Origin of the sequence: Enterobacillus tribolii (assembly GCF_003363015.1) — a bacterium.
Classification (GTDB): Bacteria; Pseudomonadota; Gammaproteobacteria; order Enterobacterales; family Enterobacteriaceae; genus Enterobacillus; species Enterobacillus tribolii.
Map to the genome: position 1 here is coordinate 59623 of NZ_QRAP01000005.1, position 26237 is coordinate 85859.

19 protein-coding genes and 2 tRNA genes are annotated in these 26237 nt (G+C 57.5%); 5 read left to right on the top strand and 16 right to left on the bottom strand.

Annotation, left to right across the window (positions count from 1 at the left end):
- The first annotated feature begins 164 nt into the window (after positions 1-164).
- Positions 165-1370 (top strand): cysteine desulfurase CsdA, encoded by a 1206-nt coding sequence (gene csdA, locus C8D90_RS11580; protein WP_115458903.1) that lies wholly within the window; start codon positions 165-167, stop codon positions 1368-1370.
- Between the two features lie 8 nt (positions 1371-1378).
- A complete protein-coding gene (csdE, locus tag C8D90_RS11585; RefSeq protein ID WP_115458616.1) occupies positions 1379-1813 on the top strand; it encodes a cysteine desulfurase sulfur acceptor subunit CsdE in 435 nt (144 codons plus the stop codon).
- Here the strand turns inward: csdE and tcdA are convergent.
- Positions 1804-2613, bottom strand: coding sequence for a tRNA cyclic N6-threonylcarbamoyladenosine(37) synthase TcdA (tcdA, locus tag C8D90_RS11590; RefSeq protein ID WP_115458617.1), 810 nt, complete (start codon positions 2611-2613; stop codon positions 1804-1806). The two genes, csdE and tcdA, sit on opposite strands and share 10 nt — an antisense overlap.
- Before the next feature lie 161 nt (positions 2614-2774).
- Entirely contained in the window at positions 2775-3920 is a 1146-nt protein-coding gene (mltA, locus tag C8D90_RS11595) for a murein transglycosylase A (protein WP_115458618.1), read from the bottom strand.
- 216 nt (positions 3921-4136) lie between these two features.
- Between mltA and C8D90_RS11600 the strand changes: the two genes are divergently transcribed.
- Positions 4137-4213: transfer RNA gene (locus tag C8D90_RS11600), tRNA-Met, on the top strand.
- A gap of 50 nt (positions 4214-4263) precedes the next feature.
- A tRNA-Met gene (locus C8D90_RS11605) sits at positions 4264-4340 on the top strand.
- 476 nt (positions 4341-4816) lie between these two features.
- Here C8D90_RS11605 and C8D90_RS11610 read toward each other — a convergent pair.
- Both C8D90_RS11610 and amiC read right to left on the bottom strand, forming a co-directional pair.
- Entirely contained in the window at positions 4817-5698 is an 882-nt protein-coding gene (locus tag C8D90_RS11610; protein ID WP_115458619.1) for a helix-turn-helix domain-containing protein, read from the bottom strand.
- A 775-nt stretch (positions 5699-6473) separates the two neighbouring features.
- The gene (gene amiC, locus C8D90_RS11615) at positions 6474-7730 is read right to left on the bottom strand and encodes an N-acetylmuramoyl-L-alanine amidase AmiC (protein WP_115458620.1); all 1257 of its coding nucleotides are present in this window, start codon (positions 7728-7730) and stop codon (positions 6474-6476) included.
- Positions 7731-7972: 242 nt separating this feature from the next.
- Here amiC and argA point away from each other — a divergent pair, with 242 nt between their 5' ends.
- On the top strand, positions 7973-9298 hold the full coding sequence (gene argA, locus C8D90_RS11620) for an amino-acid N-acetyltransferase (protein ID WP_115458621.1): 1326 nt from the start codon (positions 7973-7975) through the stop codon (positions 9296-9298).
- Between the two features lie 46 nt (positions 9299-9344).
- Here the strand turns inward: argA and recD are convergent, their stop codons facing one another.
- The 12 genes from recD to cysC form a co-directional block, all read right to left on the bottom strand.
- On the bottom strand, positions 9345-11201 hold the full coding sequence (gene recD, locus C8D90_RS11625) for an exodeoxyribonuclease V subunit alpha (RefSeq protein ID WP_115458622.1): 1857 nt from the start codon (positions 11199-11201) through the stop codon (positions 9345-9347).
- A 1-nt stretch (position 11202) separates the two neighbouring features.
- Positions 11203-14730, bottom strand: coding sequence for an exodeoxyribonuclease V subunit beta (gene recB / locus C8D90_RS11630; protein ID WP_115458623.1), 3528 nt, complete (start codon positions 14728-14730; stop codon positions 11203-11205).
- Positions 14730-17615 (bottom strand): pitrilysin, encoded by a 2886-nt coding sequence (gene ptrA / locus C8D90_RS11635; protein ID WP_115458904.1) that lies wholly within the window; start codon positions 17613-17615, stop codon positions 14730-14732. The genes recB and ptrA overlap by 1 nt, the downstream gene beginning before the upstream one ends.
- Positions 17616-17789: 174 nt before the next feature.
- A complete protein-coding gene (recC, locus tag C8D90_RS11640) occupies positions 17790-21179 on the bottom strand; it encodes an exodeoxyribonuclease V subunit gamma (RefSeq protein WP_115458624.1) in 3390 nt (1129 codons plus the stop codon).
- Positions 21180-21240: 61 nt separating this feature from the next.
- Complete coding sequence (locus tag C8D90_RS11645; protein WP_115458625.1) at positions 21241-21591, bottom strand: prepilin-type N-terminal cleavage/methylation domain-containing protein; 351 nt, start codon at positions 21589-21591, stop codon at positions 21241-21243.
- Positions 21582-22025, bottom strand: a complete 444-nt coding sequence (locus C8D90_RS11650; protein WP_115458626.1) for a DUF2509 family protein — start codon at positions 22023-22025, stop codon at positions 21582-21584. Before C8D90_RS11650 ends, C8D90_RS11645 begins: the two co-directional genes overlap by 10 nt.
- Positions 22022-22621 (bottom strand): prepilin peptidase-dependent protein, encoded by a 600-nt coding sequence (locus C8D90_RS11655; RefSeq protein ID WP_115458627.1) that lies wholly within the window; start codon positions 22619-22621, stop codon positions 22022-22024. The genes C8D90_RS11650 and C8D90_RS11655 overlap by 4 nt, the downstream gene beginning before the upstream one ends.
- The gene (locus C8D90_RS11660) at positions 22579-23064 is read right to left on the bottom strand and encodes a prepilin-type N-terminal cleavage/methylation domain-containing protein (RefSeq protein WP_115458628.1); all 486 of its coding nucleotides are present in this window, start codon (positions 23062-23064) and stop codon (positions 22579-22581) included. The genes C8D90_RS11655 and C8D90_RS11660 overlap by 43 nt, the downstream gene beginning before the upstream one ends.
- Positions 23065-23247: 183 nt before the next feature.
- A complete protein-coding gene (thyA, locus tag C8D90_RS11665; RefSeq protein WP_115458629.1) occupies positions 23248-24042 on the bottom strand; it encodes a thymidylate synthase in 795 nt (264 codons plus the stop codon).
- A 6-nt stretch (positions 24043-24048) separates the two neighbouring features.
- Positions 24049-24912, bottom strand: coding sequence for a prolipoprotein diacylglyceryl transferase (gene lgt / locus C8D90_RS11670; RefSeq protein ID WP_115458630.1), 864 nt, complete (start codon positions 24910-24912; stop codon positions 24049-24051).
- Between the two features lie 190 nt (positions 24913-25102).
- The gene (locus C8D90_RS11675; protein ID WP_376744965.1) at positions 25103-25426 is read right to left on the bottom strand and encodes a DUF3561 family protein; all 324 of its coding nucleotides are present in this window, start codon (positions 25424-25426) and stop codon (positions 25103-25105) included.
- A gap of 176 nt (positions 25427-25602) precedes the next feature.
- Positions 25603-26235: an adenylyl-sulfate kinase gene (gene cysC, locus C8D90_RS11680; RefSeq protein WP_230473010.1), complete on the bottom strand. Its 633-nt coding sequence runs from the start codon at positions 26233-26235 to the stop codon at positions 25603-25605.
- Between the last annotated feature and the right edge of the window lie 2 nt (positions 26236-26237).

Sequence of the window (26237 nt, forward strand, 5' to 3'; positions counted from 1 at the left end):
ATGCTTCGTGTAAACCTCTTTCTGTATGAGATAAAGTCTTTTAACATCAATAAAAGCATAACAAGCTATTTCAGATTTTCCAGAAACGCATCGGATTAATCAGATTAATCTGTCGTTTACAATATTGATCAAATATCGCCGTGTTCAGGAGTCCGTTTTTGGCCATTACTTCCTTCGATGCCGCCGCATTTCGCCGTTGCTTTCCCGCCTGCGGCGACGATCCGGTTTATCTCGACAGCGCCGCCACCGCACTGAAGCCACAGGTCATGATCGAAGCGACCCGGCATTATTATCAGGACGGCGGCGCCACCGTTCACCGCAGCCAGCACCATGCGGCGCGCCGGTTGACCCAGCGCTATGAACAGGCGCGCGCTCAGGTGGCCGAACTGCTGCACGCCGGCGACGAAGCCAGCGTCATCTGGACCAAAGGCGCGACCGAAGCCATCAACCTGGTGGCGCAAAGCTTTCTGCGGCCGGTATTGCAGGCAGGAGATGAGATCCTGGTCAGCGAAGCGGAGCACCATGCCAACCTGATCCCCTGGCTGATGGTGGCGCAGCAATGCCAGGCGAGCGTCGTAAAGCTTCCGCTGAATGAACGCGGCGTACCGGACATCAACAAGCTCCCCGCCTTGCTCACGCCCAAAACGCGTCTGCTGGCGCTGGGGCAAATGTCCAACGTCACCGGCGCCTGCCCTGACTTACGCGCCGCGTTGAACATCGCGCACGCCAACGGCACGCCGGTAATGGTGGATGGCGCACAGGGCATCGTCCACCAGCCGCCGGACGTCGCCCGACTGGATATCGACTTTTACGCCTTCTCCGCCCACAAACTGTTCGGCCCCACCGGCCTGGGTGTACTTTACGCGCATCCGCGCTGGTTCAGCGCCATGTCTCCCTGGCAGGGAGGCGGGAAAATGCTGACGCAGGCATCGTTCTCCGGCTTTACGCCGCAGCCCATTCCCCACATGTTTGAGGCTGGAACGCCGAATATCGCCGGCGTTGTCGGATTTTCTGCCGTACTGGAATGGATGAAAGAAATTGACTGGCCCGCCGCGGAGTCGCACTGCGTGGCACTGGCGGACGAGGCGGAAAACGCGCTCCGTCAACGGGAAGGATTTATCAGCTACCGTGCGGCGAACTCTCCCGTTCTGGCCTTCAACTTTGCAGGCATTCACCACAGCGATCTGATTACCCTGCTGGCGGAACAGGGCATCGCCCTGCGCGCCGGGCAACACTGCGCCCAACCACTGATGCAGGCGCTGGGCATCACCGGCTGCTTACGCGCGTCATTCGCCCCTTATAACAACGGGGAAGACATAAAACGCCTGCTGAGTGCGCTAGACTATGCCCTCACTCTCTTGTCAGATTAGGAATTCCGATGACAGCTCCGCATCCTTTCGGTCATACCCTCACTGCGGCCACCCTGCAGGCGCGTTTTGCCCCCCTGCGTTCATGGGAGGATCGCTATCGCCAGCTGATTTTACTGGCGCGCGAACTGCCGCCGCTGGAGGAAACGCTCAGGCAGCCGGAGCTCGAACTGAGCGGCTGTGAAAACCGGGTTTGGTTGGGCGGAGAGCTGTTGCCGGACGGTACCCTGCATTTTTACGGCGACAGCGAAGGCCGAATCGTCAAAGGGCTGCTGGCGATACTCCTGACCGGCGCGGAAGGCAAGCGACCGCAGGAGATTCTGGCCGGGGACCCGCTGGCGCTTTTTAACCAGCTGAATATCCGGGATCAACTCAGCGCCTCGCGCGCCAGCGGCCTTGATGCGCTGGCGCAGAGCATACTGCGTATCGCCGCCCGTTACGCCTGAGCGCGGGCGGCCTTTGCCAGCATTTTCTTCAGCGCGTGCGACACGGCCACAAAGCCAAAGCTGGCCGTTACCATCGTCGCGGAACCAAACCCGGCGGCGCAATCCATCCGCTTCGGTCCTTCGGCGGTGCTGCGCGATGCGCACACGCTGCCGTCCGGCTGCGGATAAACCAGGGGTTCGCTGGAAAATACGCAGTCGATGCCAATCTTGCCCTTGCTGTTTTTTACCACGCCGAAGTCATGCTTCAAACGCTCCCGCAGCTTAGCCGCCAGCGGATCCTGGATCGTCTTCGCCAGATCGGCCACTTCAATACGCGTGGGATCGATTTGCCCGCCTGCGCCGCCGGTCGTCACGACCGGGATCTTATAACGACGGCAGTACGACAACAGCGCGGCCTTGGGGCGAACGCTGTCGATCGCGTCGATCACATAGCTGAAGCGATCGTCGATCAGCGTCGCCACATTGTCCGGCGTAATGAAATCATCAATGCAGGTCACGCAGCACTCAGGATTGATCTCGCGAATACGCTCCGCCATTACGTCGGTTTTGGCTTTACCGACATTCCCTTTCAGTGCCGGAACCTGACGGTTGGTATTGGTAACGCACACGTCATCCATATCAATCAGCGTGATCGCGCCAATCCCGGTGCGCGCCAGCGCCTCGGCCGCCCATGAACCGACCCCGCCGATACCGATAACGCACACGTGTGCCTGTGAAAACACCTCCAGCGCATCCTGACCGTACAGCCGGGCAATGCCGCTGAAACGCTGTTGGTAACCGTCTGAAAAAGAGATAGTCATCGAATTGGAACCTCTGCGTCCGCCGGCCAGGCCGAACGGGAATCACATTTAATGCATTTATGTTCAGGCCGTTACGCCTGAATCACACTGTCTGGACTAACCGGATGGAAAACAAAAGGGGCGAATCATGTCGCCCCTTTCTGCTCCCTCAGCGAATACCGCTATTGAAAGGTATTCAGCACGGAAGATGCGGACTGACTCTGGTTGGCTCCCAGCATCAAACCGGCACCCGGCGCGCTCTTCAGCACCCAGACCCGTCCGTAATGGTTATAGAACCCGGCTTCATGGCCCGCAGCATCACCGATGCCCTGATAAATATCGAAGTGCTGACCTTTGATTGCGCCGCCGACGTCCAGCGCCACCATCAGGCGCATCTGATATTGTCCGGTGAATTTACCCTGGTTGTCCAGCAGCGGCACTTCCGCCAGCAACGTCGTACCCGCCGGGATCAGAGAACGATCCGACGCCACCGAGGCCTGCGCCACCAACGGGACGCCGCTGGCGCCTTTCACCGGCGCCAGAACCTCCGGCTTGAAAAATACGAATGACGAATTCTGCTCCAGCAGTTCCCGCACTTCCGCCGCCGAATGCGTGTCTGCCCAGCGGCGGATCGCCTGCATGGACATATCTTCACGCGCCACTTCGCCGCGATCGATCAAGACCTTGCCAACGCTATAATAACCGTGACCATTTTTGCCGGCGTAGCCGAAGAAAGTCAGCGGACGCCCGTCGCCGAAGTCCACGTAAGCGCTGCCCTGCACTTCCATCATAAAGTTATCCAGCATGGAGTTACTGTAGGCCAGCTCAAGCCCGCGGTTGTTCAGCGCACCGGAGTAAATCGCCGCGCGATCCGGCAGGCGCCCTTTCCCTTTGGGAGGCATCCGGTAAATCGGGTACTGAAATTCACCCTGACGGGTATGGCGGGCCTGGATAACCGGCGTGTAATAACCGGTAAACTGCACGTTGCCGTAGTTATCCTTTCCTTCCATTTGATAGGCATTCAGACCGAACTGCGCCAGTTGCCGTGTATCGCCGCCGGCCATCAGCCAGCTCTTCACCGCCTGAAACGTGTCGCTGTTACGCCCGTATAAGCTGGGAGAGACGCGCTGAATAGCCTGTACCTGATCAGAGAATCCCTTGGCGTTCGCCGGGTAGCCCATCGCATTCGGACGGTTAACCAACTCCAGCGGCTCATCTATGCGGCCATCCTTATACTGCTGCCCCTTATCCGTAGGCTTTGACGAACATCCGGCAAGCAACGCCGCCAGCAAGCCGCCCAACACATATTTCTCCCACCGGCCTTTCATCTCTCTACCCCGCAGCAAATCACTTCCGGCGCAAGATAACAAACCCACCGGCTAAAAGGAATTGCCCGTTTCAAAAAACCGGCGCGCTAAGTCAAATCAGCCGCCCAAAAAAAGAACGAAACGTGCAATTATCGGACACCTAAAGAAAAATTTGGGAGCAAGCTCAAATAATGCTTGCATGAAATCCATGGAGGAGTATTATTCGCCCTCATCGGACGCGGGGTGGAGCAGCCTGGTAGCTCGTCGGGCTCATAACCCGAAGGTCGTCGGTTCAAATCCGGCCCCCGCAACCAATTCGATGCATTCCGGTGCAGAGAGAATAAAAAAAGCAGTAGAAGACGGACGCGGGGTGGAGCAGCCTGGTAGCTCGTCGGGCTCATAACCCGAAGGTCGTCGGTTCAAATCCGGCCCCCGCAACCAACGTCACAAATGAACACCCTTAAGGGTGTTTTTTTTATGCCTGCCTTCCAGCCAAACAATTCCACTTAATCATATATTCCCAACCACAAATGCATGGTTCAACATCGCTTTAGCCGGTGTAAACCCGTTAATACGCGAAAAAAACCGTTAATGTCATTATACGGAAATACCGATGTATGGAGACCGGATACGGAATAGCTCTTTTAGTTAATGCTCTTCCCTGAGCCTATTTATTATTGACAATGCACTACAATGGAAGACACAGAGCAGGAGAGGTGAAACCATGAGCGATCATCGTGACCTAATTGTTCTCCTCAGCGGTTTCGTAGCTGTCTTTCTCACCACGGGCATTTTCTTTGTCGTGTTGATAACTATGGTGGAGAACATTTATTCCTCCGATAGCATTGTATTGCGGCTCTACTCAAGTATATCCGTGATGCTTTGTGATTTCGGCTAACACAATACTCTGGGTCTGGCTAAGGGTTGTGAATAATCGGAATGAAGCATTCACAATAGATGGGCGTATCGGGATTTTTTATCAAATCAATCTCTGCACCATCAGGCCGGCTCAGACATTCAACATCATAAGAGGTGGCGGTCGCCGGTCGGGAAGCCTTCAGCATGGGTAAACAACGGTGATAGATATTTTGATAAAACCGTTGATATCCGCTTGCAGGCCCTTCATAAAGAAACTTTACATAGTCTCCGGCCGGGATACTCATTTCTGTCGTTTTAATCGCGGAGCGCTTCAGGAATTTGCTGTCAAAGGCGGCGGCATAATATATGCCCATCGAATAGAAAAATATATCTGATGCTATCGTCAGACAATACAGCTTATCCGGCCTGAAAGTATTGAACATCTTTCCCCATATGCGGGCTTTATTCCTGGCATGAGCTTCCGCCATCTCTTCATATGTACAGACATAGTTAGACGTAAACCCCACAAGCTTCATTTCCGGCATCGTAACGAAATGCGCTTCAGGCAGGGAGGCAACGTCATAGTCCATTGAGGCGAAGAGGCCGTTCATATCCCACTTTTGATTCATTCTGTACGCGGCAGGGGCCTGATGAAACTGCTTTTTAAAAGCTCTGTTGAACGCCTGTTGAGAATCGAAATGGTAGAGTGTAGCGACTTCAATAATCGGCATTTTCGTCAGCCGAAGGGTGAGTGCACACTCATTCAGCTTACGTGCCCTAATATAAGAGATAATATTCTGTCCGGTGATCTCTTTAAACATTCGCTGTAGATGCCATTTGCTGTATCCGGCTTTGGCGGCCACGCTGTCTACAGTCATCGGTTTGTCGAGGTTCTTCTCTATCCAGACGATTAACTCATTAATTATTTTTGTTTTATCCAATTTAGGCCCTTAATATCCATGTAACGAAGATACATAACAGAACGTTACGCCGCATAGTTCTATTTGCAAGCACAAATGTTCTATTCTTTGGGAACCATCAAAATCTCAAAAAAACTTCGCATCCTAATCACCTTCTTATATTTCCTCTTAATCTAAGATGCTCCGGAAAGCAGGCGTCAGATTCAGAATCGACAGGTTAAAGAGAAGGCTGGCTAATGAAAAATCAGCCATACAGACTATAAACACAAAGCGGAATCATGCCAATTGCCCGCTTATAATTTTAACGCTTTGAAAAGTTAAACAGTGTTATGCAGAAATGTATTCTCCCCCTTAATCCCCAAAACAGAATTTATAAACATTGCTATAGATAATACACACTCCTTCTCACAATACACAGTTTTTGTTAGCTGACGCCTTATCGTTTTACGGTATAGCTCAGCAGACTGACGCGATAACATTATCTATTATAAGAATTTACTGTTAGTAAAGACATAAATAAGTTATCCCCGCCCAGCCGCCTCTTCACCAATAGACTGAAGCAATTTAAATAAACTCAGGCATGTTTTTACAACAAGTATAGGAAATTATCGAAATATTTATGACACCAACCTCGTCACCGATAAAATATTCACCCTTCACGGCAATAAAAAGCATTTTGAGTTAAATCGAGCAAGAAAAGACAAAGGCAACGTCAATAAAACAAGGCAGCATTCCGCCCGTTTATTCAACGTAAAGATGAGAAGTAAAAATGCCCGGGAAGACCGGGCAGAGAATATCAACGCCGGGCTAATTCCCCGCCGTTAGCGAAATAGGCTTTGATGCCGGCCAGAATGGACTCTGCCACCTGCTGCTGATAGCGACTGGTACGCAGCTTACGCTCTTCTTCCAGGTTACTGATAAATGCCGTCTCCACTAAAATCGACGGAATATCCGGCGCCTTAAGCACCGCAAACCCGGCCTGATCGACCTTATTCTTATGCAGGTGATTAATTCCCCCCATCCGCCTCAGCACTTCTTTCCCAAACTTCAGGCTGTCGTTGATGGTGGCCGTTTGCACCAGATCGAACATGGTATGATCCAGATAGCGATCGCCGCTGCGGCTGACGCCGCCGATGTTGTCCGACTCGTTCTGAGTCTGAGCGAGGAATTTCGCCGCAGTACTGGTCGCCCCTTTGGTCGACAACGCGAACACCGACGATCCCCGTGCCGCACGGTTGGTAAACGCATCGGCGTGAATGGAAATAAACAGATCGGCACGCTGCTGACGCGCTTTGGCGACGCGAACCTTAAGCGGAATAAACACATCTTCATTACGGGTCATATAAACCCGCATGTTGGACTCTTTCTTGATTAGGGCGCTCAAACGCCGCGCGATCTGCAACACAATGTCTTTCTCGCGCGTTTTATTCTTACCGACGGCGCCGGGGTCTTCACCGCCGTGACCGGGATCCAGCATAATCACGATGGGCCTGTCACGCCCGGCTTTCCCCGCTTTTGGCGTCTGTGGCGACGGCAGCTTCTTCTCCAGATCCTCGCCCTTGTTATACTCCTCAAGCAACGCCAGCAGCGGATCGTCCTCCGCATTCGCCGCACCTTTCGCCGGGTAGAGATCTACCACCAGGCGGTTTTTAAACTCGGCGACGGGCTTCAGAGTGAACAACTTGGGATTGATGCTTTGCTTCAGTTCCAGCACCAAACGCACCGTGTCTTTATCAAACTGACCGACGCGCGCGGCTTTCAGGTTAGGATCGCCGGACTGAATCTGATCGCTGACGCCCTTAAGCACGCTGTTCAGATGCACATCTTCGATGTCCACAACGATCCGGTCCGGGTTGGTCAACGCGAACTGCTTATACTTCAGCGGCGTTTTTGATTCCAGCGTTACGCGGGTATAGGTCGACGACGGCCACACGCGCACCGCGATGATCTGCGCCGTCGCGGCAAATCCAATCTTACTGACGCTGAGCAGCCAGGTCGCCGCTGCGCCCTGTAACAAATGCCGACGGGAAAGGTTGTATTTTGAGTCAGTCATGCAACCCCGAAACCAAAAACAAAATAGATAAAAATCGTCCGAACAGCTGATTTTCTGAAATTTCCGGCAAAACTTTAACGAATCAAACCCTCACTGTCACCAGAAAATGCTTACCGAATGTTTCCATATCCTGAGCGCATCTGTTTTCTCACCTTGTGCCCTATACGAATTCACGCTTGCCTTCCGGCCGGATAAAGAATAAAAATACACTTTAAGCGAATAAAAATTCAAAGAGGCCATTCATGAAGGAGCGCAGCACCGAACTGGTTCAGGGATTCCGCCATTCCGTCCCTTACATTAATGCCCACCGCGGTAAGACGTTCGTCATCATGTTGGGTGGCGAAGCCATCGAACATGAAAACTTCGTCAATATCGTGAATGACATCGGTTTGCTGCACAGCCTTGGTATCCGCCTGGTCGTGGTTTATGGCGCACGTCCGCAGATCGACAGTAACCTGAAAGCGCATCATTGCGAGCCGGTCTACCATAAGCACACGCGCGTTACCGACGCCCACACGCTGGAACTGGTTAAGCAAGCCGCGGGCCTGCTGCAACTGGATATTACCGCCCGTCTCTCCATGAGCCTGAACAACACGCCGTTGCAGGGCGCCCACATTAACGTGGTCAGCGGTAACTTTGTTATCGCACAGCCCCTCGGCGTAGATGACGGCGTGGATTACTGCCACAGCGGGCGAATCCGTCGTATTGATGAAGATGCGATTAACCATCAGCTCGACAGCGGCGCCATCGTCCTGCTCGGCCCGGTCGCGGTTTCCGTAACCGGCGAAAGCTTCAACCTGACGTCAGAGACCGTCGCCACCCAGTTAGCCATCAAGCTTAAAGCGGAAAAGCTGATTGGTTTCTGCTCCTCGCAGGGCGTAATGGCGGAAAACGGCACTATCGTCTCAGAACTGTTCCCCAATGAAGCGCAGAGCCGCATTGAAGCACTGGAAGCCGCCGGCGACTACAATTCCGGCACCGTGCGTTTCCTGCGCGGCGCGGTAAAAGCGTGCCGCAGCGGCGTGCGCCGCAGCCATCTGGTCAGTTATCAGGACGACGGGGCGCTGGTACAGGAGCTGTTTTCCCGCGACGGTATCGGCACGCAGATCGTAATGGAAAGCGCCGAACAGGTCCGGCGCGCCACCATTAATGACATCGGCGGTATCCTCGAGCTCATCCGCCCACTGGAGCAGCAGGGCATTCTGGTACGCCGCTCACGCGAACAGCTTGAGCGGGAAATCGATCAGTTCACCATTATTGAACGGGACAACATGACCATCGGCTGTGCCGCGCTTTATCCCTTCCCGGAAGAAAAGATCGGCGAAATGGCCTGCGTGGCGGTTCACCCGGATTACCGCAGTTCGTCGCGTGGTGAAATGCTGTTGAAGCGCGTGGAGGCCCAGGCGCGGCAGCAAGGGCTGGAGAAACTGTTTGTGCTGACGACGCGCAGCATTCACTGGTTCCAGGAAAGAGGGTTCACGCCGGCGGAAGTGGATGTGTTACCGATGAAAAAGCAAGCGCTGTACAACTATCAGCGTAAATCAAAGATTTTACTGGCCGATCTTTAAACACCAGGGAGCGGCGCAATAAAGGCGCGCCCTCCCTTTATGCCCGTTATGCAGACGGCAGTGACATCATCCGCTCCATCAACCCGCTGCGGCGCAGCGTTGGCGTCTGAATCGCGCGGGTGAAAATCCGCTCTTTGCCGAACAGCGTAAGCCGGCTGCGGGCGCGGGTTACCGCAGTATACAGCAGCTCACGCGTAACAATCGGCGAGAATTCAGTGGGCAGCGCCAGCAGCGTATGTTCAAACTCCGATCCCTGAGATTTATGCACCGTCATCGCGTAAGCCGTTTCCGACTGCGGCAAGCGGCTGGGCTGGACCGATTTGATGCTGCCATCCGGCATCTGAAAATGTACCCGCAGACGATCCTCATCGTCATACAACGCAATACCGATATCGCCGTTGAACAACCCCAGAGAACCATCGTTACGGGTGATCATCACCGGCCTGCCACAATACCAGCGCAGATGAGGATTCGCCGGCAGCTGAATCAGCCCGGCGCGGGACAGCGCCTGCTCAATACGCAGATTCAACCCCTGCTGCCCGAACGGGCCTTCGCGCAGGGCGCACAGCAGGCGAAAACGCCCGAATGCGGCCAGAATCTGATCTGGAGGCTGACGTTGTGCGACAGCCTCCAGCGTGGCGCGATACCCCGCCACGCAAACGGCGATCAGTTGCTGATAATCTTCCGCCTGATCTAACGCATGCCAGGCCACATCAGCAAACGTTCCTGCCAGGCATGACCACGCCCGCTCCGTCGCCCCGGTGTTTATGGCTTTAGCCAGTTGACCAATGCCGGATGCCGCATCAAAGCGATAGCTTTTTTGCAGCAGGCACAACCCGTCACGTACCGCGACATCAGGCTCCTTCTCACCGCCGGGCACCTGCACGCCGCACAGCCGGGAAAGCTGTGCGGCGCGCGCAGGCCGAAACCCCGCTTCGGCGAAACGGCAAATATCGCCCAGCACCGCCCCCGCCTCAACGGACGCCAGCTGGTCGCGATCGCCCAGCAAAATCAGGCGCGCGTGCCCGGGTAACGCCTCAATCAACCGCGACATCATCGGAAGGTCCACCATCGAGGCTTCATCCACCACCAGCACGTCGAGATGCAGAGGGTTATCGCGGTGATAATGCATACGGATGCTGTCTGGCCTCGCGCCCAGCAAGCGGTGCAGGGTAAACGCCTCGTGCGGGAAACGGCCCGCAATTTCTGCCGGCAGCGACAGCGCCGTCAGCGCATTGCCGAGGGACTCCGTTAAACGGGCGGCCGCCTTACCGGTGGGCGCGGCTAGCTGAATACGCAATGGCCGCCCCTCATGAATCTGTAACAACGCTGCCAGCAGCTTTGCGACCGTGGTGGTCTTCCCGGTTCCCGGACCGCCGGATATCACGGCAATCCGCCGGGTAGCCGCCACGGCTGCGGCAACCTGCTGCCAGTTCACCTCGCCCGTCTCCTGTAGCGGAAACAGCCTGGCTAATACATCACGCAGGCGCGCTTCATCCACGCCTTCTTCTGCCGCGTCTTCGGCAAAAAATGCAGCGACTTTGCCTTCATCCCGCCACAGACGTTGCAGATAGAGGCGCCGGTTTTGCAACACCAGCGGCGTAGCCTCGCTGCCGTCCCCGACTGCGCTTTCCTGCATCAGACGCGCTTCCCACGCCTGTTCATCGCCCTCGCCGACCAGCGCCAGCAACTCCGCCGCCGAAGCGCCGAAACGCGCCTTCAGCGATGCCGGGGAAAGCAGGGCGAGCGGCAGGCAAACATGACCCGCGGCCAGTTCCTGACTCACCAGCGCCGCAGCCAGCGCCAGCGCGGGCTGCTCATCGTCGGCAAGCAGACGGGAAAACTGCGCGTCCAGCGAACGCAGCATGCCTTCATCCGCCAGGCGGGTTAACAGCGTCTGCATATCATGCCTCCTGCGCCGGGCCGGTGCGGAACAGCGCATCCATCCCGTCAATCAATGCCGCGCCGGGACGACAATGAAACACGCCCTGCCCCGGCGCATCCGGCGTCATTCCGCGCAGAAAACAGTAAAACACGCCGCCGAAGTGCCGCGCGTAGTCATAATCCGGTATCCGGTAACGCAGGTAGCGATGCAAGGCCAGCGAGTAGAGCTGATACTGTAAGTCATAGCGGTGCTCCGCCATCGCTTTTTCCATCGCGGGCTGCGTGTATGCCGCTGCGTCGTCGCCCAGCCAGTTGGATTTGTAATCCAGCACGTAATAACACCCCTGCCAGCAAATAATCAAATCGATAAACCCTTTCAGCATTCCCCTTACCCGCTGAAAATCCAGCGGAGGACAGACGGCCGACAAAGGGTCATGCCGCCGGATTAAGGCATCCAGCGCGCTGGCCTTCAACAGCGCGTCAATCGGCAGGTAAAACTCCATTTCCGCCCGGACCTGGGCGGGCGCGAGCCGTGACAGGCTAAGCCCGTTATCATTAAGCGGCGTATGCAGAATATCCGTCAGCCACTGTTGCAACACCGGCAGCCAGATTTCATCCATTCCCTGCGCGACAAGGGCGGCCCGCAGGGTTTCAATATCCGGAGGCTGGGTAAAATCCAGCGGCTCCAGCAGGCTGTGCAAAAACGTGCCCGGCGCCGCGCCTTTGGGAAAGGTATGAGGAGAAAGCACCGGAGCGGCGGAGGCTTGTGATTCGCCGACCGCATCGGCATCCAGGCGCGGCAACAAGTCCAGCAGCGGCGAACCACCGTGCTGCTGTAACGCGGAATAGCTCGTGACCCGCCAGAAATCTTTCATCGAGCGTTGAAAACGTTTGGCCGTCAGCTCGGCGGAAAGCGGCGCAGGCGGCTGCCAGGCCGACGCATCGCTGACTGATACCGACGACACCGCAATACCCTCCCCCTGCAACGCCGTCAGCGCCCCGCGTAACGCCGCAGCATCGCCGGGCTGAGCGCGCTGCAACAGATACCCCATCGCGCTGCGATGAATATCCGTTTCGCCCTGCTTCTTGCGCGTTCCAAGAAACAACGGCGCCAGCCCGATGCTGCAATGGTAAATCGATCGCGTCAGCGCGACATACAGCAAACGCAGGTCTTCGGCCAGCCGCTCCTCTTCCGCCAGCTCCGCCGCCTCATCGCCTTCATGCAGATCCAGGATGGCCTGATGACTGACGCGGTCGTGATACAGCGCCTGACGCTGCTGACGGAACGTGGCGATAAACGGCAGCCACACCAGCGGAAACTCCAACCCTTTGGATTTATGGATCGTCACGATCTGCACCAAATGGCGATCGCTTTCCAGGCGCAGTTGCTGGCTTTCCGCCTGCGGCTCAGGAGAATCAATCTGCTGAGACAGCCAGCGCACCAGCGCAGGCCCACTGTCCAGTTGCAATGACGCTTCCTGAAGCAGCTCACCGATGTGCAACACATCGGTGAGCCGCCGCTCGCCGCCCGGACTGGCTAACAGGTTTTCGGCAATGCGGCGCGTCATGATAATTTCCCGCAGCATCGGCAACACGCCATAACGTTCCCACTGCCGCCGGTAGCCGTCAAACTCATCAACCAACCGATCCCAGGCGCGTTCATCCTGGTTCAGCGCATCCAGCGTCGGGGCATCCAGCCCCATCAGCCCGGTCGCCAACGCGCTGCGTAACGTCCGCTCTTGCTCCGGCGCCTGCACGGCCTGCAACAGCCATAGCAGTTCGCTCGCCTCCGGCGCTTCAAAAACGCTGTCGCGGTTGGAAAGGTAAACCGACGGAATATTCAGCGCACTCAGTGCGTCACGCATCAGCGCGGCTTCCGCCCGGCTGCGCACCAGAATAGTGATATCCGACGCCTGCAACGACTTACGCTCATTTTCCCCGCCGACCAGCACCGCATTTCCCCGCTGCCCGGCGGTCAGCCAGTCGCGAATCTGCACCGCGCACTGGCGGGCCAGGGTTTGTTGGTATTCACTAACGCCAACGCCTTCCCCCTCCGCTAACCAGAAATGCATGGCCGGCTGCCGTTCGCCGTCAACTTCAAAGCCCAGCGCCTGTTTTGCCGGCGCGGCACTGACGGGCGCGAAAGGAATGGCGTTAAACAAGAAAGGATTAGGTAACTGAGCGAACACCCGGTTGACCGAGGCCACCATGTCATGCGCGGATCGCCAGTTAGTACCCAACGTATAGTGAGCGCTCACCTCATCACGGGCGTGCATATAGGTAAAAATGTCCGCCCCGCGAAAAGCGTAAATAGCCTGCTTGGGATCGCCGATCAACAGCAGCCCGGTCTCCGGCCGGTTGCCATAAATCGCCCGGAAAATGCGGTACTGCTGGGGGTCCGTATCCTGAAACTCATCGATCATCGCCACCGGATAGCGCTGGCTTATCGCTTTCGCCAGAGCTTCCCCGCTTTCGGCCTGCAGGGCATCATCCAGACGGCTCAACAGATCGTCGAACCCCAGTTCCGCCCGCCGCCGTTTCTCACGCTGCACGCTAGTGCGAACCTCGCTCAGCGCCCTCGCCAGCATCAGGTCGCGCAGCGAAAGCGGCTGTTCCAGCAGGCGATCGATGGCGCTGAAAACCGCATGATAAGGCGCTGCGCCTTTTTTCGTTTTTTCCAGCAACGCCTGCTGCGCAAACCGCCCTAAATCTTTGGGCAGCACGTAATCCTGCGTTTCCTGCTGCGACCATTCATCAACCGCCTGCAGCCATTTCGGCAGATTGCGGCTGCTGTAACTGCGCTTATCCACGCCGGAGGCGACAATAAGCGCTTCCAGTCCCCCTGCCTCACGCCATTGCCGCTTAACGTCGTCAATCACCGTCACAATCTGCTGGTGGCGCGCCAGTAACGTTTCGTCATCCGCGGGAGGTTGACGCAGGGCGGGCAGCTCCCCGTGCAGATAAGGCGTCAGGTCGGTCAGCAATGCTTCTGGACCGCTCCACTCCTGGCTGATCGCCGCCGCCACGCCAAGCGGCAGGGGGTAACAGTGCCGCCGCCAAAAATCGGCGCACGCCTGACGCCGCAAAGGAAGTTCGTCCTGAATCAGCGCCTGTTGAAACAGCCCGCCGGACTCGAAGGCGTTATGGCTCAACATACGCTGACAAAAACCATGGATGGTATAGATGGCGGCTTCATCCATCTGCCGCTCCGCCGCCAACAACAGGCTGACGGCGTCCTCACGATCGGCGATCTGCGCCAACAACTGGCTGAACAACGGGTTAGCGCTCGAACCGCGCACACAATCAAGGCGCAGTGCATGAATATTGGCGCGAATACGCCCGCGCAGTTCCTCCGTCGCCGCCTCGGTGAAGGTAACGACCAGAATCTCTTCCACGGCCAACGGCCGTGGATAAGCATGCTCCGCCCCTAACCCCAGCAGCAGGCGCAAATAGAGCGCCGCGATGGTAAAGGTTTTCCCGGTTCCCGCCGAAGCCTCAATCAGCCGCTCTCCACGCAGCGGCAGCGCCAGCGGGTCTAACGGCTGCATCAATGCTGAACCTTCACCGGCAGCGTTTTCTGGAGGGAAGAGGCGTTTTCATACAACGTCCACCCCGCCGGCGCGGCATAATGCCCTTTCGCCCCGTTACCGAGTACCTGAGAAAGCAGCGCCAGCCCCTGAGGACGCAACACCGCCTGCTGGTAGTATTTGATCAGATCCGCCGGCGTCAGCCGATCGATCTGGTTGATCACATGCTGACGGGTATCAAACTGCGTATTGCCGCGATCGAAGTCGTTCATGAAGCGCCCGGCTTCTTCGTCCAGCGTCTGCGGGTTCTGGCGCAGCTGATTTACCAACGCCTGCTTATACTGGGTGAAATCTGCTTGTTTCATCTTTTTCAGACGTTCCAGCACCTGTGGGTAAAACGCCTGGTAGCGGCTATAGAGGTAATCCGGCGTCTTCTCGTTGCTCTGCAACAGGAAACCCACGCCCCATTGACGACCCACCGAAGCCGGGAAAGCGAATACCGCATAACCCAGTTGCTCCTTGGTACGCAGCTCATCATAGAACCAGGGCTGAATGATCTGGGTCAGCAGGTTGCTGTACGCCATACCCGCGGCTTCGTCATAGCCGGTTGGGATATACACCGCCGCCAGCGCGGAGTCTGAGCTGCTGCCCGGCTGTTGCAGGTTCCCCAATTGCGCACGCTCGATCACGGGGTCCTGACCGTGCCACCAATGTGTCCCGCCGCAGTCCAGCTGCTCACGGATGCTTTGCGCCAGCGCTTTAACCTGAGCCTCCGTCATGTTGCCGATAGCCAGCAGTTCCGGCGTACCGTTCTGCAACAGTTGCTTACGGTAAGCCAGGATGTCATTCAGCGTGATCCCCTTCAGCAATTCACGGCGTTCATTGCGCTCACTGTACAGCACCCGTGACAATGCCTGAACCGGCTGCATCGCCAGCTCGAAAGCCTTGCCTTTTTCCGCGCTGTCCAGCTGTTCCCGATACCAGGATTTCGCCTGTTCCAGCTGCTCTTCCGTCGGCTGGAAAGTGGCATAGCCATTCAGCAATGTAGTCAGCAACTGAGGAAGACGCTGGGTAAAGCCGCTGGCATTAACAAATAACCCGCTGTTGTACGTCGTGGAAAAGCTGATCCCGCCGATTGAAGACTGATAACTCAGCTGATCCAGAGACAGACCGGCAAGGTAATCCGTCAGGGAAAACAGCACCTGATCGCGTGCGCCTTCCCGGCCGGACGCGTTACGCAACGCCAGGCTGACATTGGCCTTCGGCTCATCTGCGAAGTAATAACTCGGCATGTACAACGCCCGCAGCCCCGGTTGCTCCAGAATCACCTTCGGATGCGTGGCTTTCGCCCCTTCCGGCTTAATCAGGGCAAAGTTATCCGGAATATAGGGGTTGAGCGTCGGCAGCGACAGCGACACCTCACGCTCTATCTGCCGCCAACGGCTAAACTGCTCCGGGGTGATGCGATCCACCTGATAAGGCGCATGCACGAAATAGGCTTCTTTATTGTGCGGCTCGTCCGGGCTGATAAACCAGATGCGCGCGTTTTCCATCTTCATCCCGTCCAGACGGGCGGCGATGGCCTTGGGATCGTAACGATCGGCAAGGTAAGGCGCGTCCAGCACATGCTGAACCGGCACCCGCATCATGGTATCCACCAGCCACTCCACGTAGCCCATATCGCGGGTAATGGAGGGATAGCGGAAATCCAGATCCAGTACGTGGGAAATCTCGTTGAAATAGCTCTCTTTGATGCCGTGCTCGCGCAACAGCTTCAGATAGCTGAAGATCGCGGCGATTACCGTGTCGCGCTGGGCAAGTCCTTTATCTGTCAGGGAAGCGGAAATAGCGAATACGCCGCCGTTGCGATCGACTATCGGGTCAGCGCCGGCGCCGATAGACTCCACCAGCCCCTGCTTTTGCAACCAGTCCGACAGCGTATTCACACTGCGGTTGCCAATCAGATAAGAGATATAGGTGTCCGTTTTGCTGCGAAACGCCGCGCTATTGTTTTCGATACGGTATTCGATGCGCAGCGCCTTCTTCGGCTGCGCCGGGACATAATGAATGACGATCCCCTGCTGCTCCGGCGTTGCCGCCGGAACGGTAATCGGCGGAACGCTGGCATTGTGGTTGGCGATACGGCCAAATGTGGCGACGGCCACCTGCGCCAGCTCGTTCAACGGCTTGTTGCTGTAGATTACACCGACCATCAGGTTGGCGGAGTAGTAGCGCTTATAAAACGACGTCAGCGTATCGTGCAGCTTACTGCCCGGCTTATCCTTCAGCGTCTCCAGATTGCCGCCGGAAAAACGGGCGGTGGGATGCTGAGGGTTAAGGGTTTCCGACGTCACCTGCCCCATACGCATACCGTCACGCGAACGCGCCATCGTCAATTCCGCGTTCACCGCATTGCGCTCTTTGTCGGCGTTCACCGGGTCCAGCAGCGGCGCGGCAATAGCGTCGGCCAACCGATCCACCGCCGGTTCCAGCGCGTTATTCTCAACCTCAAGATAATAGGCCGTACGATAAGACGCCGTGCTGGCGTTGTAGCTGCCGCCGTGCATTTTCAGAAACTCTGAAAAATTACCGGGCTGAGGGTAGCGTTTGGAGCCCATCAGCACCATGTGCTCAAGATAGTGAGCCAGCCCCAACTGGCTGTCCGGATCTTCCAGCGAACCAACCGGAAGCGCCAGCGCCGCAAGCGACTTGGGCGCCTCCTTGTCCGACACCAACACCACGGTCATTCCGTTATCCAGCCGGATGGCCTGATAAAGGCGCGGATCGCTCGCACTTTTATTGATTTTTTCTGCCAGCGGCCGCCACCCTTCCGTGACCAGCGCCTGAACGTTCCAGCACACCAGCAGCAAGAGCACCGCAATAATTCCCGGATATCGCCTGCGCATCAGCATTAACCTATTTCCTCAATTACCCCGAATCGCCGTATCACGACGGATGAAAACGTGCCGGAGGTAAACCGGCACACAAAATGAAAAGCACAACCGGTTACGTTATGCCAGAGAATATACTTTAGCAAACGCACTCAACACTGCGCGCCACTTTTTCTCCTAAAAATCATCTCATTCCGGCAAATTTCGCTCCAGCCAAGGGAGATAAAAACGGACGCTGTTTTGCTGAATCACCTCCAGCCGATGTTCATCCATCACCCTCATCACCCGCTGAATGTAAGGATCGGCGCCCTCGCCGTCGATACGCTGATCGCCCTGCCAGGCCAGCATCATACGCAGGCGGGCTTTCTCCTGCGTTTCTTCGCTCCAGTCAATGCCGCCGTTTTCCTGGCTGAAGCTGTTGCTGAGCCACGTCCAGCCGGTTTTCGGCAGCAGCAGTAAAGGTTCCGTCATTCCGTGGCGATACCCTTCGATTAACGGAATCAACGCCTGACGCGCTTCTTCCGGCGTCAGCGGCGCAAAATGCCACGCGGAATCCTGACGCCCGAATCCGCGGCTTTCTCCCTCGCCGCCGCTCAGGCAATAAGCCAGGTGCTCAATCCACAACAACATGCCGTCAACCGCATTCAGCGACGCGGGACGCCAGCGCAGCAGGCCGTTGTCCTGTACCTGATGCAGCCAGCCGGTAAAGTGAATCCCCTCCAGCCGGCAGTCGACTTCCAGGCTGCGCGACGCCTGACGATGAAGCAGAACCCGCTGCGCAACGCTTTCCATCTCCTTTTGCTGCTGTTGCCAGTACAGCTCGCCGAAGGCGCCATATGGCAATTTCCCCTCCGCACGGACACGGCGGAACAGCGCCTGCGGATCGCGCCCTTCAATAAGCTGATTCAGCAACAAATAATTGAGCTGATAGCGGCTGAGCGCGTCCAGCGTAAAAGGTTCCTCATCCGGCAGTTCGTTTTCCTCAAGAATGAAGCTCACCCCAAGACGCATCTGAAAAAATGCCCGCACCGGATGGCGGTAAAAACGCATCAGCGCCTCCAGCGACAGCGTATCCAGCACCGGTTCGCTCAGCGCGCGGGCGAAATCGGGATGCGCCTCGCCGTCACGACGCGCGGCGGGCAGCCACTCCGCCGCGTAACTTTGCGTGTCCGGGTCGGGAATGAAGTTCTCTGCCGCAAAGGGCACGCGGGGATGCCAGATTTGCAGATGGCGCATGACGTTCGCAGCGCTGCCGTCGGCATCCAGCGTTTCATCGCCGGGCAGACAGTGGCTCTGGGCGATATATTCCATCAGCTCGCTGACCAGCACGGAGGGATAACGCAGCGCATTGTCCTGAATCGCCCGCCCGATATAGCTGATGTACAGCCGGTCCTGCGCGGAGATCAGCGCTTCCAGAAACAGATAGCGGTCATCATCGCGCCGGCTGCGATCACCTTTACGCACGTTGCCCGCCATCAGGTCAAAGCCAAGCGGTTGCAGGGTACGCGGATAAATACCGTCGTTCATCCCGAGCAGGCACACCACGCGAAAAGGAATCGAACGCATCGGCATCAGGGTGCAGAAGTTGATCGGCCCGGCCAGAAAACGTTGGCTGATCCGTTCATTGTCCAGCCGCGAGGTCAGTTCATCACGCAGGATCGTCAGGGGAATGTGTTGCGGATAAGCGGCATCCAGGCCGTAATTAATCACCTTGATCCACTGCTGCTCAATCAACACCAGCACCGGTTCGATCTCTGCCGTTTGCACGAAGAAACACGCCAGCATCTCCCGGCATACCGGCAACCACTCCGCCAGAATGCGCTGACCGGACAGTTCCCGGCGCCAATGATGCAACTGCATCAGCAAATCCGCCAGATGACCGGCCAGTTCAGCAATCATGCCGCTCGATTCATCATAGGGCAGCACGCCGTCCCACTCACCGTACTGGCTGTCCATCGCATACCCCAGCAACATGCGCGTCAGCCCGAAGCGCCAGGTATGCTGGCCGGTGGCGGGCAGTTCCAGTTCGCGGACGTTGTCGTCATCCAATCCCCAGCGAATACCGGATTCGTCCACCCATTGGCGCAAACGCCGCAGGCCGGCTTCATCAATGGCGAAGCGTGCCGCCAGGGCCGGAACCTCCAGCAGCGCCAGCACCTGCTCTGAGGTAAAGCGGCTGTCCGGCAGCGCCAGCAATGCCAGAAACGCCTGAATGACAGGATGCACCTGGCGGGCGCTGCGGTCGGAAATGGCGAATGGCAGGTAACGCTCCTCCGGCGCGTTGCCGAACACCGCGCGGATAAATGGCGTATAGCTGTCGATGTCCGCCACCATCACGATCACATCGCGCGGCGTCAGCGACGGATCGGCGCCGAACATATCCAGCAAGCGATCGTGTAAAACCTCCACTTCCCGCTGCGGACTGTGGCAAACGTGGAAACTGATGCTGCGATCGTCTTTCTCCAGCGTAAACTTGCCGTTGCTGCCTTCCAGGCGCTCCGGGCGATCGACGATCTGCGCGTGATCCTCCAGCTCCAGAATATCGCGCTGTACGCGGTGCAACAGGGAGTCGCTTTCGAGATCGACAAAGGCGTTGATCTCCTGCGGCTCATGCTGCGCCAGCAGGTATAAATGATCGCGCCCCAGCTTCCCCCATGAGGCCAGCAGCGGGTTGCTGAGATCCTGTTCGCCGTCTGCGCTGAACAACTGCGCCGCCGTCGCCGGATCGCGAAACTGCTCCGCCTCGCCCGCGTCGTATTGCAGGTTTTGCACATGACGCTGCCGCCGCTTGCGGCTCTGTAACTTCGCCAGAAACGCATAATCCTGAATATCGCCCCAGTAGTAGCGGCAAGGATTGGTGAACATCAGGTGGACGTCGATATGGCGGCCCAGCGCCTTCAGGGCGTCGAGGTACACCGGCGGCAGGGCGGAAATTCCGCAAATGAACACCCGGCGCGGCAAGCCGGGCGGGCAAACGGAAGCCTTCTCCAGCGTTTCGATAAACCGCTGATACAGATTGGCGCGGTGCCATCCGGGCTGACCGAGACGTTCAGTATAGTCACGCAGCGCCACCCACAGCGGCGCCTGCCAGGCCTGTGCATCATCCAGCCCTTCAACGGTTTCGCCCCGCTCCCATGCCTGCAGCCATTCGGGGCGGTATACCAGATATTGGTCAAACAGATCGGCCACGCGCGCCGCCAGCTGAAAGTGTTTACGCCGATCGTCATCATCCTGCAGATAATGCGCCAGCGGAGCGAACACCTCGTGGTCGATCATTTCCGGCAACAGCCACATCAGCTTCCAGGTCATGGCATCTTTGCTGAAGGCGCTCTCTTTCGGAATTCCGGGCAACACCCGGGTAAACAGATCCCAGATAAAGGTGGCCGGCAGGGGAAATGCGATATTCGCCGCAATACCGAACGCCTGCGCCAGCTGCATTTGCAACCACTGCGCCATACCGGGGCTTTGAACCAGGATGACTTCATTTTCAAACGGATTTTCAGGCGGATCGCCCTCAATCAGCGCGGCAATCAGCTGTTTGAGCAAATCAAGTTGATTGGAGTGATAAACAGTGAACATGCAAAATCCGTCATCAGGTCAAGAAACGCCATTAACGTTACCATGTCCGCGCCGCATTCAGCTACGGCGGACAAACAATCCGTTCCATCCGCGCCTTCAGGTTAAGCGGCGCCGTAACTTCAGCCGTCAGCCGTTCGCAGCCCCGCTCCGCCGGTTGCCTGAAACTGCGCGATTGCCACTGCGGCGGCAACGCCAACAGCCGGACTGCGGTTTCCCCGGCGATCCCGCCGGAGGCGGCGTCAAGCAGCTGAGACGCACTACGCCACAAGGTTAGTTCCTGCTGCTGACGCAGCTGGCCACGGGCGATCCACTGCTGGTATTGCAGACATCCGGCAATACCCGCGGCAGCCAAAAACACCGCCAGCATCACCTCAATCAACGCAATCCCCTGCTGCTGTTTGATTATCGGCACATCTCCTCCCTGGGCTCAGGGCAATAGTCAATCCGGCTATGCGCCAATGGCTGCATGATTTCCGCCCGGTTCGTTTTCGGCAACACGAAGTAGCGGAACAGGGTAACCTGCGGACCGAACGCAAACGGCGCGCCGTGCGCCCGCATCAAAACCCGTCCGCTATGGCCGGAAAGCCTGACGCAAACCTGCGCCGGCAGCGTTCCGGCCCGGCATTGCCAGGCGGCGGCAGGCGCCCACGCCATTCCCGCCCCCTGTTCAAGAGCTGACTGCACATATTGCCGGGCTATCATCCCATGCCTTTCATAAATACTGCTGCGCCGCAAAGCATCATCGCGCGGGATCTGCGCGCCCAGCATCATGAGCGCCAGCGTCAGAATCACCAGCACGCCCGGCAGGACGGCGCTCCCCCGTTGATCGTGCAAAGCACGGCTCATTGCAGATTCTCCGCCAGTACAAGCCTGACCAACGCCGCCGTCTGGTTGCTTCCGTTCAGCCTGAGCCCGAGCCGCAGCACATAAAACCCGGCGCGCCCTTCCACACGGAATGACGTCACCGTAACAGAGCGTTCATCGGTGATTTTCTCCCACTGCGTCCCGCCGCACGCCGTTACCGCACGCTGTGTTTCCAGCGCGCCGGCGCGTAACCGGTAGCCGAAGGACTCACCGCTCCCTCCCGCCGTATCCAGCCGCCCGTCGGCATTAAGATCATAATAAATGATGACGCAGGAAGCCCCCGCTTCCCCGGGAAAAGCGTCTACCCGCGGCAACGGCATATCACAGCCGGAAGCACAGAAACCGGCGCGGCGCAGATCCTTTTCTATCCGCCCCAACGCCCGCGCGCCCTCTTCTTCGAGCCGCACACGCTGCTCATGCGCAATATGTCCTGCACGCAGCGTCACCAGCAGGCGCGAAGCGGCCAGCATTACAACGCTGCCAAGCAACATCGCCACCAGCATTTCTGCCAGCAACGCGCCCTGCTGTCGCCGGCTCAGCAGACGGCGATGCTGAGTAAACGCCGCGCCTGAGCGCATAAGCGTAGCCTCCCCTGTCCGGACCAAACCACCCTGACGCTTCCCGCGCCGTTGCTCAGCTGAACGTGCCCGGCCTGCGCCGTATTACGCACGCCGAAAAAACCGGCATCGTTGCTGAACTGATGCGACAACGCTGTGCCGTCGTATGGCGGCAAAAAGCGGGAAAGACCCGGCTCACAGCGCGGTTCAGCCTCATCTTGCACTCCGAGGCATCCCGCTTTGCCGTCCTTCGCCCATAGCTTCAGAGAACGGTTCTCCAGATTGGCGCGCTGCTGCTGACGGGCAAGAAAATCCAGCAGCTGCCGTCCGCTTTGCTCAAGCCGCAGCGCCTGACGGTAGTCACGCCAGCCGCTCAGCCCGCGCACCGCCATCATGGCCAGCAGCAGAATGACCAGCAGCGTTTCTGTAAGGGTAAAACCCCGGTGATGTAAACCGGCAGCCATTGTCGTTCTCCGCGCCCGTTATTCAGATGCGGCAAGCCTACTCAGGAATAAAACGGAGCAAAAGCGCCCGTAACGGATTGTCCGGCGTCTTACGCAAAGAAGAGGGGGAATTACATCACGCAACGGAAAAATTGCGCGGAGGTTCGCAAGAACGGCGCGCGGAGAACCCGCGCGCCGCAACGGTTATATCGCGACCGGAGCCTTAATGCCCGGATGCGGATCGTAACCTTCAATCTCAAAGTCTTCGAAACGATAATCGAAAATGGAGTCCGGCTTGCGTTTGATCACCAGCTTCGGCAACGCACGCGGCTCGCGGCTCAGCTGAAGCTGCGTCTGCTCCATGTGATTGTTGTACAGATGCGTGTCGCCGCCGGTCCAGACGAAATCGCCCGGCGCCAGATCCAGCTGCTGCGCCATCATGTGTACCAGCAGCGCATAGCTGGCGATATTGAACGGCAGCCCCAGGAAAACATCGCAGGAGCGCTGATAAAGCTGGCAGGAGAGCTTGCCGTCCGCCACGTAAAACTGGAAGAACGCATGGCAGGGCGCCAGCGCCATTTTGTCCAGCTCGCCGACGTTCCAGGCAGATACGATGATACGGCGGGAATCCGGGTCCTGACGCAGTTGGCGCATCACTTCGCTGATCTGGTCGATCTGACGCCCGTCCGCCGCGCCCCAGGCACGCCACTGTTTGCCGTAAACCGGGCCAAGATCGCCGTTCTCATCCGCCCACTCATCCCAGATGGTCACGTTGTTTTCGTGCAGGTAGCCCACGTTGGTTTCCCCTTTCAGGAACCACAGCAGCTCATGGATGATGGAACGCAGGTGACAACGCTTGGTCGTCACCAGCGGAAAGCCGTCCTGCAGGTTGAAACGCATCTGATGTCCAAAAATAGATACCGTCCCGGTACCGGTACGGTCGGCCTTCTGCGTACCCTCAGCCAGGACCTTCCTCATTAAATCCAGATACTGTTTCATGTCACCTCACGAAATTTGTTGTGCCGGACGGCGGTAGGCCCAGACCATCATGATGATACCGATAACGATCATCGGCACCGACAGGATCTGCCCCATGCTGATGCCTTCAAACAGGCCGAGCTGCGCGTCCGGCTGGCGGAAAAATTCAACGATAATACGGAACGCGCCATAGCCGATCAGGAACAGGCCGGAAACGCTGCCCATCGGCCGCGGCTTGCGAATAAACAGATTCAGGATGATGAACAGCACCACGCCTTCCAGCAGCATTTCATACAGTTGGGAAGGGTGACGCGGCAGCACGCCGTACTGGTTCAGCAGTTCCTGCCATTGCGGGTTGCCGGCCGCCAGTACGACGTCTTCGCTGCGCGAGCTGGGGAACAGCATCGCCCAGGGCGTGTCGGTGGTGACGCGGCCCCAAAGCTCGCCGTTAATGAAGTTACCCAGACGCCCGGCGCCCAGGCCGAACGGAATTAACGGCGCGATGAAATCGGATACCTGGAAGAAGGTGCGCTTGGTGCGGCGGGCAAACCAGATCATGACCAGAATCACCCCGATCAGGCCGCCGTGGAACGACATACCGCCGTCCCAGACTTTGAACAGATAAAGGGGATTTTCGAGGAAGAGCGGCAGATTATAAAACAGGACGTAACCGATGCGTCCGCCGAGGAAAACGCCCAGGAAACCGGCATACAGCATGTTTTCCACTTCGTCTTTGGTCCAGCCGCTGCCGGGCTTTTTCGCCCTGCGCACGGCAAGCCACATGGCGAAAACAAATCCCACCAGATACATCAGGCCATACCAGTGCAACGACACCGGGCCGACGGAGAAGATGACCGGATCAAAACTCGGAAAATGCAGGTAGTTACTCATCTGTCACCACAGAAATGTTCATTATTTTCCCGCCGGGGGGCGGGGGCGGCAAGTTGCGCATCATAGCATAAGAAAATAGGATGCCCGACAGCAATGCCGTTAAAGTTATGTAAGAAACTGAAAGCCGCCGCCGCGCAGAATACGCCTGCCGGGCCGGACAGTCAGGCGCCGGGTATGGGGAAGCAACAGGTTACCAGCCGGTCAGCATCAGGAAAACCTGCCAGAACAGCAGCACGACCAGCGAACCGGTCAGCATCACGCTGAGCCACAGGCGGCCGGACACCAGGCGGTGAATCGCAATGCCGATAAGCACGGAAACCGGCATCAGCGCCAGAAAAAACGGCCAGGTATAGAGCAGGAAGAAGGGCGTATTCAGCCCGTAAACGAAGAAAGGAATGACGAACGCCAGCCAGTAAAAGCAAAAACCGAGTACGCCGCCGGTGAACGCATAGGAACTCTCTTCGCGCTCTGGCTGCCGGGTTTTGTCTGAAGGTATGTTGGCGGCGTTCAACAACATAATCAATTCCTATACCAGCAAAACAAGACCGGAAACCTCCTCCGGCCAGGTTTGTACACGCCTCCTTTCAGCCTGCGCCGGCGCGGAATTTCCGCACTGATAAACCGCGTTGTAATCAGGGTTTATCAGCGCTGTTGCCGCAGGGTCAAACGGAAGGATGACGTGTGTACAAGTCAGGATTTGATAATAACGTGCTGCCGCAAAACGTCTAACATTTGTCCGGTTAAATTTGTTACCAATTGTTCGCCGTCGAGGTGGATCTCCGGCCGCAGCGGCGCCTCATAAACCGCATCGATGCCGGTGAAATTCGTGATTTCCCCGGCGCGCGCCTTTTTGTACAAGCCTTTGGGATCGCGCCGTTCGCACACCGCCAGCGGCGTATCCACGAACACTTCAAAGAAGCGGCCGGCGGGCAGCATATCGCGCACTTTCTGACGTTCATGGCGGTGCGGTGAAATAAAGGCGGTGAGCACCACCAGCCCCGCATCCAGCATCAGGCCCGCCACTTCGCCCACCCGGCGGATGTTCTCCTGCCGGTCTGCGTCGCTGAACCCCAAATCGCTGCACAGCCCGTGGCGCACGTTGTCGCCGTCCAGCAAGTAGGTGCTCACACCCAGTTCGCGCAACGCCTGCTCACAGGCTCCCGCCAGCGTGGACTTACCGGAGCCGGACAGCCCGGTAAACCAGAGCACCGCGCCTTTGTGACCGTGCAGCGCCTCACGCGCGGCGCGGTCAACGGCGTGCGCGTGCCAGACAATATCGGAATGAACGGTTTCTTTTTGCAAAATTTTGTTATCGCTGCTCACGG